Annotated in this window: 15 protein-coding genes and 2 pseudogenes; 3 read left to right on the forward strand and 14 right to left on the reverse strand. The window is 57.3% G+C overall.

Annotated features, from left to right (window positions below):
* Nucleotides 1–246: pseudogene (locus BSU04_RS04690) on the reverse strand (IS110 family transposase); the annotation flags it as partial.
* A gap of 465 nt (nt 247–711) precedes the next feature.
* Here BSU04_RS04690 and BSU04_RS04695 point away from each other — a divergent pair.
* Entirely contained in the window at nt 712–960 is a 249-nt protein-coding gene (locus tag BSU04_RS04695; protein WP_144021121.1) for a hypothetical protein, read from the forward strand.
* Nucleotides 961–976: 16 nt separating this feature from the next.
* On the opposite strand, the gene BSU04_RS04700 is transcribed toward BSU04_RS04695, so the two are convergent.
* Nucleotides 977–1579 (reverse strand): TetR/AcrR family transcriptional regulator, encoded by a 603-nt coding sequence (locus BSU04_RS04700; RefSeq protein WP_256982157.1) that lies wholly within the window; start codon nt 1577–1579, stop codon nt 977–979.
* Between the two features lie 148 nt (nt 1580–1727).
* On the opposite strand from BSU04_RS04700, the gene BSU04_RS04705 reads away from it, so the two are divergent.
* Complete coding sequence (locus BSU04_RS04705; protein ID WP_089159511.1) at nt 1728–2468, forward strand: SDR family NAD(P)-dependent oxidoreductase; 741 nt, start codon at nt 1728–1730, stop codon at nt 2466–2468.
* A gap of 90 nt (nt 2469–2558) precedes the next feature.
* On the opposite strand, the pseudogene BSU04_RS04710 reads toward BSU04_RS04705, so the two are convergent.
* The 10 genes and pseudogenes from BSU04_RS04710 to BSU04_RS04760 form a co-directional block, all read right to left on the reverse strand.
* A pseudogene (locus BSU04_RS04710) lies at nt 2559–3122 on the reverse strand (transposase); the annotation flags it as partial.
* Between the two features lie 155 nt (nt 3123–3277).
* Complete coding sequence (gene tnpB / locus BSU04_RS45205; RefSeq protein ID WP_144021122.1) at nt 3278–3514, reverse strand: IS66 family insertion sequence element accessory protein TnpB; 237 nt, start codon at nt 3512–3514, stop codon at nt 3278–3280.
* A complete protein-coding gene (locus BSU04_RS04720; protein WP_089159512.1) occupies nt 3511–3906 on the reverse strand; it encodes a transposase in 396 nt (131 codons plus the stop codon). The genes tnpB and BSU04_RS04720 overlap by 4 nt, the downstream gene beginning before the upstream one ends.
* Nucleotides 3907–4041: 135 nt before the next feature.
* Entirely contained in the window at nt 4042–4893 is an 852-nt protein-coding gene (locus tag BSU04_RS04725) for a TetR/AcrR family transcriptional regulator (protein WP_218827234.1), read from the reverse strand.
* 398 nt (nt 4894–5291) lie between these two features.
* A complete protein-coding gene (locus tag BSU04_RS04730; protein ID WP_089159513.1) occupies nt 5292–6782 on the reverse strand; it encodes an aldehyde dehydrogenase in 1491 nt (496 codons plus the stop codon).
* 8 nt (nt 6783–6790) lie between these two features.
* A complete protein-coding gene (locus tag BSU04_RS04735; RefSeq protein ID WP_089159514.1) occupies nt 6791–7360 on the reverse strand; it encodes a thioesterase family protein in 570 nt (189 codons plus the stop codon).
* 689 nt (nt 7361–8049) lie between these two features.
* The gene (locus tag BSU04_RS46235) at nt 8050–8220 is read right to left on the reverse strand and encodes a hypothetical protein (protein ID WP_179258207.1); all 171 of its coding nucleotides are present in this window, start codon (nt 8218–8220) and stop codon (nt 8050–8052) included.
* Nucleotides 8221–8420: 200 nt separating this feature from the next.
* Nucleotides 8421–10547, reverse strand: coding sequence for an acetate--CoA ligase family protein (locus BSU04_RS04750; RefSeq protein ID WP_089159517.1), 2127 nt, complete (start codon nt 10545–10547; stop codon nt 8421–8423).
* 93 nt (nt 10548–10640) lie between these two features.
* Nucleotides 10641–11798, reverse strand: a complete 1158-nt coding sequence (locus tag BSU04_RS04755; RefSeq protein WP_089159518.1) for an acyl-CoA dehydrogenase family protein — start codon at nt 11796–11798, stop codon at nt 10641–10643.
* A gap of 2 nt (nt 11799–11800) precedes the next feature.
* Nucleotides 11801–12589 carry an enoyl-CoA hydratase/isomerase family protein gene (locus tag BSU04_RS04760; protein ID WP_089159519.1) on the reverse strand — a complete coding sequence of 263 codons (789 nt, stop codon included), beginning with the start codon at nt 12587–12589 and terminating at the stop codon, nt 11801–11803.
* A gap of 434 nt (nt 12590–13023) precedes the next feature.
* On the opposite strand from BSU04_RS04760, the gene BSU04_RS04765 reads away from it, so the two are divergent.
* Nucleotides 13024–13656: a MarC family protein gene (locus BSU04_RS04765; protein ID WP_256982159.1), complete on the forward strand. Its 633-nt coding sequence runs from the start codon at nt 13024–13026 to the stop codon at nt 13654–13656.
* Between the two features lie 77 nt (nt 13657–13733).
* Here the strand turns inward: BSU04_RS04765 and BSU04_RS04770 are convergent, their stop codons facing one another.
* Nucleotides 13734–14156: a hypothetical protein gene (locus tag BSU04_RS04770; RefSeq protein ID WP_144021123.1), complete on the reverse strand. Its 423-nt coding sequence runs from the start codon at nt 14154–14156 to the stop codon at nt 13734–13736.
* 78 nt (nt 14157–14234) lie between these two features.
* A complete protein-coding gene (locus BSU04_RS04775; RefSeq protein WP_256982160.1) occupies nt 14235–14891 on the reverse strand; it encodes a TetR family transcriptional regulator C-terminal domain-containing protein in 657 nt (218 codons plus the stop codon).
* Nucleotides 14892–15002: the final 111 nt, after the last annotated feature.

Here is a 15002-nt window from a genome sequence, read left to right on the forward strand (position 1 = left end):
CGGCGCCACGAGCTTGGGCGCGATCAGCTTCACAGTGTGGCCGTACTGTTGGAACATCCGCGCCCAGTGATGTGCACCCGAACAGGCCTCCATGCCAATGAGACAGGGTGGCAACTGGGCGATCAGCGCGAGCAGTTGATCACGTGGGACACGCGGTTTGATCAATACCGGCTTGCCGGATTCATCCACGCCGTGAACCGCAAAGACGTTCTTGGCAAGATCGATTCCGATGGTGACAATGGACATGGACTTCCCCTTTCGCTGGTGTTGATGAAGGTCGAGACTTCATCATGGCACTTTGATGCCGAATTGCGGCTTCCGCCGCAGCCTCGGGACGGGGAAGTCCCTTTCATTCGACAGAACCACTGCGGCGCCTGCTCGTGCTCATGCTGCCGGAACGTGCGTGGCGCCTTGACCCCGCATAGAAAGTTGACGCGGCCGTCTTATACATGAATGATCGGCATATTGGAGCCACTCTATAATCGGCGTATGAAGCGACCTCGGGAACGGCGTCATCGATCTCCTTTGGTCACTGCTGTCTAGTGGCGCTGTAGTGCGAAACGCGTTTCGAATTTCCGTGACTTGCTGTCTTCGGAGTCTTTACCCGGGGGGGCGATGAGTAACAGAAGATTCGAAGTGTTTGAATACCGACAAGTTTTAGCGCGAATGCGGCAAGGCGATTCAGATTGCGACATTGCAAACGCGAGACTGATGGGCCGCAGCAAGCTCAATGGCGTGCGTGAATTTGCGCTCACCCAAGGCTGGCTTGAACCAGATCTGCCGCTACCGTACGATGCCGAACTGGCGGGCATCTTCGGACGAAATACAGGCGTCGCTCGCAACTGCATCTCATCGCTGGAGCCGTTTCGTGATTTGATCTGCACCTCGTTCGATGCCGGCGTTCAAGGCACGACGATGTATGGCGACCGAGACCGGGCGGTTTCTGATCCACGCCCTTGAAAAGCGTCGTCAGATGTCAACCGTGCTTGTCAGCACTTTGATTGACGAAACCATCCCAACCTAGCATCGCGATTTTGGCGACCACTTCAAGAGCTTCGCGGTCGGTGTCGTCTCGAGCCAAAATCGACATCCCGCTTTGAATGTTTTGCACGAAACGCGCGAGGCCCGCGACATCGACGGAATCCAGAAGGTCACCCTCCGAAACCGCGCGCTCGAAACGTGCTTTCAGGCGGCCAAAAACGACACCGCGTGCTGCCCGCAGGAGGTTGCCGATTTCCTGATCGCCGTCGCCGTCGACAGCCGACAGTGTTGCCATACAGCCACGAGGAACGTCGGCGAGCGACCCGCTCAGCGCCGCTGCGGAATCCATTAAGTAGGCGTTTGCCGCGCACCTTGCTGTTGCAGCGGCTCCAAACTTGTCCCAAACAAGCCCTTGATACTTTTCGCCGTAGTGCCTCAGCGCCGCTGCGTAAAGCTCCTTTTTTGAACCGAATGCAGCATATAGGCTGGGAGCCTCTATGCCGATCGCTTCGGTGAGATCGATGATTGAAGTTCCGTCATAGCCTTTGAGCCAGAACAATCGGGTCGCGATACCGAGCGCCTCGTCACGATCAAACACGCGTGGTCGCCCCCGACCGCGCCGAAGCGGAAGTCCTTCGGTCACTGCCGTCTTATGCGATTTTTTCATAGTCCACTACATATATCGATTGACTTGATTTCCCAACCCACCTAACATTTCCTTAGTGAACACTAAATAAAGGTGAATTATGAACGAGTTGAATGGAAAGCGCGCGTTGGTGACCGGCGGTTCGCGCGGGATCGGCGCTGCCATCGCTATTGCGCTTGCGGAGAAGGGCGCGGACGTTGCCATTACATACGAGCGCTCAGGTGACCGCGCGGCTGCAGTGGTGCGGTCAATCGAGGAAAAAGGACGGAAGGCGTTCGCGATCCAGGCTAACAGCGCCGATCCGGACGCAATCAAGCTCTCTGTAGAAAAGGCACTGGGCGCCCTCGGCGGGCTCGATATCCTCGTCAACAATGCCGGCATCGGTCGCGCCGGGACTGTTGCCGACATCAGTCTTGAAGACATCCAAGCCCTTCTCGACGTCAACGTACGGGCACCGCTGCTCTTTGCGAAAGCTGTGATTCCGCATCTCCAAGAGGGAGGTCGCATTGTCTCTATAGGTTCAAGTCTCGCTGAGCGGGTGCCATTCCCTGGGATGACGGCCTACGCGATGACGAAGTCTGCACTTCTCGCCTTCACACGTGGCCTGTCTCGCGAATTGGGTCCGCGCAACATTACGGCAAACCTTATCCTCCCCGGGCCAGTCGACACAGAGATGAATCCGGCCAATAGCCCAATCGCGGATGTAACCCGTAGTATGTTGGCTCTCGGCCGCTACGGCAATCCCGAGGAAATCGCCGCCGCTGTTGTCTTTCTTGCCAGCCCAGCTGCCAGCCTCATCACTGGCGCGATCATTGCCGTTGATGCCGGCGCGAACGCCTGAAGCTGCACTCGTTGCCGATGATATCCCAGTGGGCCAGTTCTGGCCGGCGCGTTCTGCGGGGCTGGCAAAGGAAGGCTGTAACGGGGCTCGGCGCGCAAGCAAGCCATTGGTCGGAATCCCTTTGTCGATCACATGCGGCGGGACCGGCGCCTGAATCAACGTCTCGCACGCTTTACATGCCCACTTCCCACGGATATGGCGCTCAACGGTGAACACGCCCGGCGTGTAGTTAAGCTTCTCGCTGATATCCTCGCCGATGCGCACGCGCTGGCAGCCACAGTGGCAGCTCAACTCCGTCGGCTCGTGGTGGATGTCGGTACGGGGCAACTGGGGTAGCAATGGCGAGCGTTTGGCCTGTTTGCGGGGCTTCTTCTGCGGCGCGTCCGAGCGCAGTTCATCCAGCTCGGCCTGCAGCGCGACCAAATTTTCATCGATGGCCTCGTCCAGCAAGCTCAACTGCTCGGCGGTGAACTGTTCGCTACGTCTGCCGAATTGCAGGCGTTTGATGACCAAGAGACTGTGGGTGAGCTGGTCAATGCGCGTTTGGCGGTAGTGCGATTCACGCGTCTTCTCGTCGACCTGGGTCATCAACCGCCGCGCGAGTGCGCGCAGTTGATCGGGATTCAGGGCATCGAGATCAGTGGGTGAATTCATGCCCCCAAGTTTGCCAGTGCCAGCGCGCTGAGGGAATCGAAACTGTTTACGTCATTTGCTACACCACCGAGATTACGTGGTCATGTGCCAGCGTTTGCCACGGCGGCACGATCACAAGCGCACGCAGCTGCTCAGGATTCAATATCTCTGCAATCTCAGTATGGGCATTGGCCTAAACGAAATGACCCTTGTTCAAGCGTCGTGCAGCCAGCCAGATGCCAAATCCGTCGTACACCAGGACCTTCATGCGTATCGTGCCGATTGGCAAACAGATAAGCATGGTGAGGCCGTGCGGACCCAAATACCTTCACCACGCGCGCAAGGATGGTGTCGGCACCGGCACGCATATCAAGAGGTTCGGTCGCAAGCCAAATGTCGTCGATGCGGATCATTGCAGCACCTCCCGAACCCAGGCCGCGCTGTCACTTAAGCAAAAGTGCGGCCACAGCACCGACACGGTTGTGCCATTGCGCGCAATGTCGATGCGCACGTTCACTTGCGCAGCATCGGGCGCTTGTGGTGTCGGCGCGGTCATTGGCAGCGCGATGAAAGAAGGCTTGATCTCGACATCAACCGGTTTGCGCGCCGGCGTCGCGGCATCGCTCGGATTGTCGACCTCTTTGATCCAACGCCGCAGCACATTGGGATTCATACCATGCGAGATCGCGACGCCTGAACATGACACGCCAACCTGCCGGCACTGCTCGATAAGCTTCGACTTAAACGCGGGGCTAAAGGTCCGCCGCGTGTGGCCGGTCGGAACATCTTGAGCAATAGTGTGCATGTGTCCGCTTCCTGATCGTGGAAACGTATGCTCTTACCACAAACGACAGAAAACCAGATGACATCGCCGGATGCTTACGAACAAGTGCGGCAGTGGCGAACAGCGCGCGCGGCGATTTTGTTGATAGCGCCCCGATCAAACTTCACTGGGGCATGTCAATCCGGCGGCGAGAGTCTGGTGGAATCCGAAGAGGAAATTGTGTACGTGCGCTCGGATCAGGCGGGTCAGGTCGTCTGGCACCTCCATACGGTATATCCACTGCCGTACTCCCATATAGAAGAAGCTTGAATGAAAGCCCCAAAACAGCTCAAGGTCGATCTCAGTGGGCTCTGGCGGCATCTTCTTACTGGCCCGTATTTCGCGCAACACCGGCTTGAAGATTCTCTCATGCAACAGGGAAATATAATGCTTGTTGAGAGAAGGATCGTCGAGAGCTGCGAACACCATCAATCTAATCCAGTCGTTGCTTAATATCGTGCGCGTGTAGTCCTCCAAATAGATGATCAGTCGTTCATCAAGGGGCTTCGACGCATCTATCAGCAACTCTTCCCACTCCGGATTCCAGCGGTAAAAAAAGACTTCGCGATATACGCGCTCAACCAGTTTGTCTTTGCTGCCAAAGTAGTGAAAGAGCAGAGGCTGTGCGACACCGATGTGCTTCGCGAGTTCACGCGTTCCTACGCCGAATCCATGAGCCGAAAAATATTCGACCGCGCGCCGCACGATCTGAGCTTCCCGGTCCGCTGCTAGCATGTGTTTGGCTCTGACCCTTTCGGTTGTGCTTTCCAGGGTCGATCGCAGGGTCGCAACTGAGCCCTTGCGACGGGTCTTGCGCTCTACTAACATCTGCGCGAGCCCCGCAAACGAATTGTTTGGCTTCATCCGGCAGTTGGTTTCCTTGCTGACTGCATTAAGAATATTCGTGTCATCGCGCCGGAAAACTTTGGCTGCGATAAAGGAAAAAATGCAGATGCTTGACGAGAGCACTTCGGAACAAATCTCTCTTGACGCCGAAGGTGCTGAACCAAGTATCCACGAATATAGCGGTCAATCGAGTTTGGCGACGCCACGTATTTAATGACTGACAACGGCTGTGGTCTTACCTAGCGGTGCTTTGTAAGACCTGTTTCCGTTCCGTCGATTAGCAAGTATGCAATTCGACGAGCTGGTTACGGCGAAAGTCACTAAGAGGTTCTTCACCAATTGTAGCGAGTTTTGTGAAAGCATCGCTCGACAGCGGCCGGCTGCATCGATTGCTGCGGAGCGCCGCGCAACAGGCCGCCGTCTGTGCCGTATCCGAACCGGCTGGCGCATGTGTGTCGACTGCCTTTAGGAAGCTTTCGCGGTCGGCGCGGACGCAAGCCGTTGCGCTGCTGACGGCCTCCTCATTTCAGCTTGATGATGGTCGATTTTAGCTCGGTGTATTTATCCAGCGCGTGCAGCGAATTGTCGCGGCCGTTGCCTGATTCCTTGAAGCCGCCGAATGGAAAGTTCATGTCATCGGTTTCTTCATAGCAGTTGACCCAGACCGTGCCTGCGCGCAATTGACGCGCCGTTTCGTGCGCGGTCGTCAGATCCGCGCTCCAGACCGAAGCGGCGAGGCCATATTCCGTATCATTGGCGAGGGCGATAGCTTCGTCCACGGAGTCGAACGTGATGACTGACAACACCGGCCCGAAGATCTCCTCTTTAACGAGCGCGATATTGGCGCGGGGACAATCGAAAATTGTCGGTTCGATATATTGACCGCCGCTGCCATCTAGAACGCGATGCCCGCCCGTCAGCAGCGTGGCGTCTTTGCGGCCTTGCTTGATAAAATCCAGGACCCGGTCAACCTGTGATGCGTCGATCATGCTGCCCATGCGTGTATCGGGTGCTAGCGGATTGCAAGGCATGTAGTTCCGTGCCGCGTTGAGCACCCGGTCTACAAATTCGGTCTTAATGTCACGATGAACCAGCAACCGCGAACCCGCGGTGCACATTTGCCCAGTGTTGTAGAAGACAGCATGAGCGACAGTGCGTGCCGCGCGCTCGAGATCGGGACAATCGGGCAGTATTATTTGAGGTGACTTGCCGCCTAGTTCGAGCCACGCGTGCTTGAGATTCGATTCGGCGGCGTAGCGTGCAATCTTACGGCCCACCGCCGTCGATCCGGTGAATGCAATGCAGTCTACATCCATATGGCTGGCGAGTGCCTGTCCAGTATCTCCAAAACCGGTGACAACATTGAGCGCGCCAGGCGGCAGGCCGGCCTCGACGGCCAATCGCGCGAACATCAGCGCGCTCAACGGCGATTTCTCCGACGGCTTGAGGACAACACTGTTGCCGCAGGCGAGCGCCGGTGCACATTTCCACATTGCAATGAGCGCGGGAAAATTCCATGGCACGACCGCAGCGACCACGCCTACCGGCTCACGGGTCACTAGGCCGAGCAGATGCTTGCTAGCGGGTGCCACCTCGCCACTGACCTTGTCGATGGCTTCTGCAAACCAGCTAATGCAATTTGCGGCCGACGGAATATCGACACTGGTTGTATCGGCGATCGGTTTGCCGGTATCAAGTGTTTCGAGCAGGGAAAGTTCATCGGCATGCTGCCGGACGAGTTCCGCCCACCGTAGTAGTATTTTTTTCCGCTCGCGGGGTTCAATGCCTCGCCATGCGCCGCTGTCAAAGCAGCGTCGCGCAGCAAGGACCGCCTTATTCACCTCGGCCTCGCCGCAGCGCGCGACTTGTGAAAGAGCGCGTCCGTCGATCGGGCTAGTACACGCAAATGTCGCACCGTCGTGCGCATTGCAGGGTGCTCCGTTGATGAAGGCGCGGCCTTCGATCGCGAGGTCAGCGGCTCTCGTTTGCCACAATTCGAGTGTCATGTTCATGTCGTCCTTCAGGTAGGGGTTCGGCGGTTGATCCCAATGACGCGCCTTTTGTCGACGGGTCGGGAATCTTGCGAGTGCGCAGAGTGAATCACGTTCAAGCGCGCTAGAAGTCCGGGCGAAAAAGGGGCTGCCTGTCCTGCCTGCATGTCGACGTGCATAAGGAGCTGCTCCGCGTTAGCCAGCAACGCGCCGCTGCCCGCGTGATACATCTCATGAAAGATGTGCAACCGCTTGTGATCGACATCGAGCAAGCGCAGCGTCAAACGCAACGGCTCGCCCAGTGTCGCTTCTCGGAGATAACGAATATGCGTCTCGATCGTGTAGATCGAATGGCCGCCTGAGCGGTAGTCGTCGTCAATTCCGAGGTAGCGGAAGAACGCATCGCTACTATCGCCGAACACGAGCAAATAACACGACTCGCTCATGTGCTGGTTGTAGTCGACCCACCCCTGCTGCACGGTGCATCGATGCAATTCGAGTGGTACGGATACCACTGCCTCGAAATCAAAGGGCGTGGCTTTTTGGCCTTCATAAGCAGAGCGTAGCTGACGCGCGGACACCGCATCCTTGTTATTCATGTGCGTTGTACTCCCAGCGCAGGGTGATTTCGATGGCATTGTCCGACTGAGAACGCGTCAAGCCGCGACTTGCGCGGCCGCTGACGAACTCGTTTCCGGATAGTAGGTCGAGTTGCAAGTATTTTTCCCATAGAGAAATGCCGCTGTTTAAACAATAATGTGCTGTGGCCTTTTTGCATCGATCAATCGTTAAGCCTTGCCTATACTCTGCCTCATCGCATGGTTGGCGCTCTCCCGAGGTGGCCATATATAAGTGCCAAGACAGCAACTCCAGCAACCGCATCGGCACAAGCATGGGTCACTAACTCAAGAGACTGCGCGACCGTGGTCCGCTGACCGTGCATCTTGAAGGCTTGACGCAGTGTGTCCGTGCACCATCTCCGGGTCTGAATTAGCGTCGATCACTACGGGCGACTCTTACCCATGATGCGCCGATCTTCGAAAGAGGCATCTAGGAAGGGTATTTGTGAGGCTAGGTGCTGGCGCGCCACAGGACGTTCTGGCCGGAGATCCTCATCGAACTGCTTCATCGCTGCTTCGTATTCAGTCCAAACATCTGTCGAGACGGGCGGCTCTGTCCCAAGCTCTTGCAAAAGGCGTTCCGGCGACGTTTAGCTCGAACCCGTTTGGCTGCCCGCCGACGCATCTAGGGGATGTCTACCGGAGCGCCTCCTTCGCCAACCTGCAGATTATGCAGCAGCAACTCGTGTGTTGATCTGCCACTCCAGCCCCTCGGAGTCGCGTCCAACCTTCATACGGCGCAGTTTCGCGATCAGCCGCTGAATGTGTTCGACTTTAACGGTGCGGTTTGCAAGGGCCGCCTGTTCCGAGTTGAGCGTTTCCTGCAGGTCGACAGCCATAAACTTTCCGCCAGAAGCGGTGAGGGCATATCGGTCGTTACATTGAGTTTGGCTGGGATGTCCGCGAGGCCCGGATGCAACCGCGTGCTGTGACGACTGTAGAGCGAATTTGATCCGCCTGGCGTCCTCAATCCGGACAAACTGATAGAGATGATGTTCGCTTCGGACGAAACGACCAAAGTACCGGTCGAAGCACATGATCACCCATCCAGACGCACGAGTGCGTCTACCGCCACTGCGCCGTCTTTCAGCACCAGCAGTGGATTGACATCGAGTTCCGCGAGCTTGTCGGCGTGCGCCTCCGCAAACCGTGCGATAGCCATAATGTTGCGCACGGCTGCATTGAGGTCAGCGCTACTGCTTCCCCTGTATCCGGTCAAAAGCGGGCCGACCTTGAGATTTAGGAGTGCCGAACGCACGTTGTCCTCCCGCACCGGAAGCAGCAGGGTCGTGGTGTCACCGATCAGTTCGACAAGCACCCCGCCGCTTCCCAAAACAAGCGCAAGCCCGAAATCCTCTTCGCGTTTCACACCGACGATTAACTCCAAAAGTGGCGCGGCAGCCATCTTTTCGACCAGAATGCGTTCGACCTTCACATCCGGGGCATAGCAAGCGACACTTTGTATCATCCTCTCAACGGCCTCGGCAACGGCCTGCTGCGAGTACAGCCGGAGCGCAACAGCACCGGCTTCCGTCTTGTGCGGAAGCTGTTCGCTCACGACCTTGGCACATACCGGGAAACCGAGTCGCTGCCCGGCTGCCGGCGCGTCTGTAGGCGCAACGAGTTCCCCGACGGGCACTGTCAACCCGTACTCTGCCAGCATGCGTTTGCTGTCCCATTCGTCATAAAGGCGACTCGTGCCCGTGCTTCGACCCGCACGCAATACATGCAAGTCAGACAGGGCATCCGCGTCAACGATTCGTTTGCGCTGCTGTCCGTACCACATAGCTGCGCCGATTGCCGCGACGCCCTCCGCGAGTCCCTGGAGCGGCGCGATACCCGCCTCGGCCATACGCGCCGCATGCTCCGGCGGCATAAGGTCGGGGAATACGGAGATGATCGCGCCCGTTATCCCGTGACGGCGGACCGAATCGGCAAACGCGTCGGCAGCGATTTTGCACGAGGGACGCTCGCCGGTGCTTTCTTTCGGATAGTCCAGGATCATCGCCGCAGCGCCCGGCATGTCGCTCAGCAAGGCGTCGCAGCAGACTCGCATTGCCTCCGGGCTCCCCCACGGAGTCGTCGTGAAATCGAGCGGGTTGGCAATGTTCGCATAGGCCGGCAATAAGCGCTGCAGCGACGCGCGGCCTTGCGCATTAACAGGCGGCAATGCGATGCCATGCGCCTCGGCAAGATCGGCCACGAGGCCGGCGTCACCGCCGGACGTTGCGAGTGCGGCAAGTTTGCCGTTTTTCGGTATGCCGCCGATCGATAATAACTTTAATGTTTCAACCAACCCAACCGGATCTTTGACGCGAATGATGCCGAGCCGTTTGAATAATGCCTCGTACAGCACGTCGGACCCCGCCAAAGAGCTCGTGTGACTAAGCGCAAGCTGCGCGCCTAGCTTCGATACGCCGCTCTTCAGGGCGACGATCGGCACGCCGCGTACGAGTGCACGTGTCGCGGCCGCGCTGAAGGCGTGAACATCCGTCAAGCCTTCGATATGCACGCCGATCGCGCGCACTTTGGGATTGTCGAGGAAAGCGTCGATCAGTCGTGCAACGCTCACGGTTGCTTGATTGCCCACGCTTACCAGATACGCAAACGGAACAGTGCGCGTGATCATCGACAGGTTGTACGCCAGGTTGCCGCTTTGTGTAATGACAGCCACGCCTTCATCGACGCGCGCAGCGCCGTGTGCGACCGGCCACAATGCGCTACCGTTCAATCCGTTGAGGAAACCATAGCAATTCGGCCCGAGGATGGCCATGCTGCCCGCCGCATCAAGCAGCATGGCCTGCAGCGCAGCACCTTGTGAACCGACCTCCGAAAATCCAGATGCATACACGACGGCCCCGCGAGCTCCCCGTTCGGCAAGATCCCGCACGACGCCGATAGCCTGCGCAGCGGGTACGGCGATGAACACGGCATCGGGTGCGTAGGGCAGGTCCGCGATGCTGGAACGGCAGCGGATGCCGTCGATTTCCGCGTGTGTCGGGTTAACCAGCCAGACATCGCCGCTAAACCCGAAGTCGCGACACCGTTGCACTGCGCCAGCAATGGTGCGGCCTCCAACGAACGCAATGCTGGTTGGATTGAGGAGGCGCCGCAGGTTCGCTGCCCGCAGATCATCACCGCCTAAGGCGTCGTCGGTGTGTACCATGTTTGTCTCTTCAATTATCGAGTGCTTAGGGCGCGCCGGCTAACGCGCCCTATGCTGGTTAATCGATTGTGCCCGCGAGCGCGGCTGATTGCGCTAGCTGTACTGGCGAAGGATTTCTTTAGAAAGGATATGTCGTTGGATTTCCGAGGTTCCTTCCCAAATGCGTTCGATGCGCGCGTCACGCCAGAAACGCTCAATCGGCAGGTCGTCCATCAGCCCCATGCCGCCGTATATTTGCACCGCATGGTCGGTGACGCGGCCGAGGGTTTCCGTCGCAAGCAGCTTGGCAAGCGCCGCATCGCCGTCTGTCATTGAGCCCTTGTCGAGTTTATCGGCGGTGTACAGCGTTACCAGTTCTGCCGCGCGAATTTCGGTCGCCATGTCGGCAAGCTTGAATGACGTGCCCTGAAATTCACCGATGCGCTTGCCGAACTGTTGACGCGTAGCCGCCCATTCAGACGCCATTTCAAATGCGCGTTGTGCACGGCCGACGTTGTTTGCGGCAACCATGACGCGACCCGCAGTAAGCCATTCGCTCGCCAATTCAAAACCGCGATGTTCTTCGCCGAGTATCTGCGCCGCGCTCACGCGGCAATCGGTGAAGAATATCTCCGATTGATGATAGCCGCGCAGGCTCGTACAATGCGAACCGCGGTGTATGGACATGCCAGGCGTGCCCTTGTCGACCAAAAAGCAGGTTACCTGGCTGCGCTTGCGCCCACGAATTTCCTCCTCGCCGCTGACGGCGAAGAGAATGACATAGTCCGCAGTATCGGCGTGGCTGATGAAATGCTTGCTGCCGTTGATCACGTAGTCGCCGCTATCGCGGACCGCACGTGTCCGGATACCCATCGCATCGGAACCTGCGCCTGGTTCAGTGAGCGCAAAGCAATCGACAAGATCACCGCGCACGGTCGGTTTTAGATAACGCTCGATCTGATCGCCTTTGCATGCCATCAGTATTTTGCTCGGCCGAGCGACGAACACGTGCAGTGCCCAGCTTGTGCGGCCCAGTTCGCGCTCGACCAGTGCCTGCGTCAGATAATCGAGCCCCGCGCCACCGACGCTATCTGGCATGTTGAATGCGTAGAAACCCAGCTCGACGGCTTTTTTGCGAATTGAGGCGGCAAGTTCCGATGGGACTTCGTCTGCTCGGTCTACTGTAAACTCGTGAGGCTGCAATTCCTTTTCTACGAAACTGCGTAGCGAGGACACCAGCATTTCCTGCTCGTTGGTCAGCGAAAAGTTCATGATTATCTCCCGACCAATTGTGGCGCGCGTCCTTGTACGGACGCGCGCAGCGCTTCCTGACCATCTTCGCTAAGTCCGCAGGCTACACCCGCTGCAAGTTCATAGTGTAGTTGCTCCGCCAAACTGCGAGAGAACGAAGACGCGAGAAGTGCCTTCGTATGACCGAACGCAACACTTGGGCCGCTCGCCAACCGGTCCGCAAACTGGGCGACGTGCTGCTCGAACCGCTCGTCGTCGACCACTTCGGAAAGGAGGCCAGCCGCGTGGGCAGCCTGCGCAGCCCAGCGTTCGTTCAGAAAAATGAAGCGTTTGACGACATCTGGCCTTGCAATGCGAGGAAGAAACCACGTGCCACCCATGTCAGGGCTATAGCCCATGCCGGTATAACCGCATCGCAGCGACGCTGAAGCGCTGGCAATCCGGAAGTCGCACGCGAACCCGATGTCAGTGCCGGCACCAACCGCCGAGCCGTTAAGCGCTGCCACAGTGGGACGAGGGAAGGCCGCCAGTTCCCGCACGAACGCATGAGCCTTGTCGGTCCACCCGTAGATTTCCAGCTCGCCCTCCGCCTCGGCCTGCGCCCATTCCTCGATGTCCGCACCTGCGCAGAATGCCGTGCCGCTGCCTGTAATCACTAAACACCGGACCGATGGGTCATTTGCATACTCGATGAGTAACTCCCTTAGATAGTCTAAATGGGGCCGAGCAAGCGAGTTACGTTTGGCCGGCCGTTCGAAACGGATCGTTCGGACGCCTTCGCGTTGTTCCGTGCGGATGTCTTCGATTGTCATGTTGATCGCTCGCCTCACTGTTAGTTTTACCAGGTCGCCCTGCAAGGGTCGCCGCCACTTGCGGCCCGCATTTGGATATAGTATAAATCTAATTAAATGAACGTTCAACCCAAAACGCAAAATGGCAAAAAGCCAAGCAATCCTTCTGGCGCTCCCGTTGGGCGGCATCCTTCCCTGAATTTGTGAAGCGAGACAAAAACGCTGTTTAGGGAGATAAGAGATGACGATTCCTGCAAAAAGGAGTGTTGCAACAAGGTGCGCAAGCAGCTACCGAATGAGGTGTACACGTTGCTGGAGCGACGTGGGCCGATGGCGGCTCCTTCGTGTCGAACGCAGCCTACGACTTTGTTTGAGCGATCATGGCACGGTCCCGCCCAGACGGCTTCGGAGCGGTCTGGATTAATTTCTAGGAACTGTAGGTAGGCGTCATGACCATGAGTTTCAGCGACGTGTTGATCTTTCTGACGACATTGCTCGCGCTCTTCTGCCCGCCCGTCGCGATGCCGATGTATGCAGCCATGACCGGACATTTTCCGGTCACCACGCAGCGGCAGATCGCTCTACGCATGTTTATTTGGATCGCAGCGCTGATGGTCGGTGCGGTTTGGGCTGGACAAATCGTACTGCGCATGCTCGGACTAACGCTCGGCGCACTCACATTGACGGGTGGCCTACTGCTATCTCTGTGGTCCATTCCGATGATGCGCGGCACGAATAGTGACGAACGGGTCGCTGGAACTGTCGAGCTCGAATATGCGCGGTGGCGCAGCTTCATTGCCGTACCGCTAATCTTTCCGCTATCGATCGGAAGCGCGGTGATTTCATTCGTGATTGCTACTGCGGCTCACTTTCAAACAAAGGCTGATCTCTGCGTGATCAGTCTATTATGCGTGTTGCACGCCAGCATGATTAGTATAACGTATGTGTTTTCAGGTTTGTGTTGTAAACGACTGGGTGACGTTGCTATGCCGCTTGTCGAGCGGCTATCCGGTATCGTGCTAACTGCCATTGCATTTCAGATGCTGGCGCGGGGGATACGGGATTTGTTGCCCGGACTCGCTCAGTGATACCTAGACATGGAGTGGCAATGCCGTCGGAAGATTTAATTAGATCGAATTTCCGAGTCGCGGACGACATTTGCGCCTCAGTCTTCTGTGCCGTGAACTGCGTGGCGAGAGAGACTAGACGCAGCTTCGAAGACGGCACTAGCGCCCGAGAAGACCTTCTTACTGCCCTTTATGAAAGCCCTCGCGAACGCCGGTGCGGTGAGCAAGAACTGGCGCGCGAACTCCTCGGCGAACGAGGCTATATGTTGTGCAATAGCGGAGCGTGCCATGGAGGCGATACAAGCGTGGAACGTTGTGAAGAGATCCATCAACTCCTCGCGGTGCACCAACTTGCGAAACCGAGCTTCGCGCTGCGGGAGCCGACCTTGAACGAGGAAGTAATGCTTGCCCAGCTCGATTTGAACCAGCGTGAGGATTACTTTGATAGTCGCCAGAAAAGAAAAGTCGTTGCTAGCTCGAACCTCTTGCAGGGCAGGGTGCATCTCTTTGGGCGAGTCCACGAAAAGATGGAGGCTTTCGCAGGCACTTCCCGAGACAGCAGCGCAGCGCGCGTGACGCCTGGTCCTATTGTCTGGGCCTCAACCTCGTTTCCTGCCCGATTTCGTCCGCGGTATGAAGCTGTCGACAATGAGGAGACAACTTCGCAATGCATCTTTTGCCGAGAAAGAAGTCGGATCCCGCGCGAGTTCCAGCCAGAAGCCGTCGATGACGGCCGTGAGCGTCAGCGCCCCGAGCTCGCTGTCCACATGAACATCGCGAATTTCCCCAACTTGATCGAAGAGCTTTTTCAGCGCCAAGCGGTAGCTGCTGTACAGCTCCTTGTGTGCTTTGTGGATCACAGGATCGCTATGTGCGACACTCCAGAAACCAAGCCAGACTTTGACGTTCTTCGGTGCAAACACCGGTGGAGCAAAACATACCTTGATAATCGCATTGAGTTTTTCCTCCGGCCCTGTCGCATTCGCTGCGGCTTGCCGGGAAACTTCCAGCAAGTCTGCGGCCAGCCGCTCGTAGGTTCGCGACATCAGTTCGTCTTTCGACTGAAAGTGATGGTTGATCAGGCCGCGAGATACCTCGGCTTCGGCACAGATCCGGTCAATCGTAGTTTCGGAAAAGCTGTAACGAGCAATGCATCGCATGGTCGCGTCGATGATAGATCGTTGGCGCACGGCCGGCAGTTCTCGAACACCCCGTCCGTGTGCCGAGGCCAATTCCTTCTTGGGGGTTTTTCTCATTTTATAACCTTTCGGAGTCGTTACGCGGCCGATTATATGCGAGTGCAAAAGGATTGTTCAATCAATTGTCTGACGGCTTCCTTGCGGTACCCTAAGTGTACTTTGGAAGCC

This window comes from Caballeronia sordidicola, assembly GCF_002220365.1.
GTDB lineage: Bacteria > Pseudomonadota > Gammaproteobacteria > Burkholderiales > Burkholderiaceae > Caballeronia > Caballeronia sordidicola_C.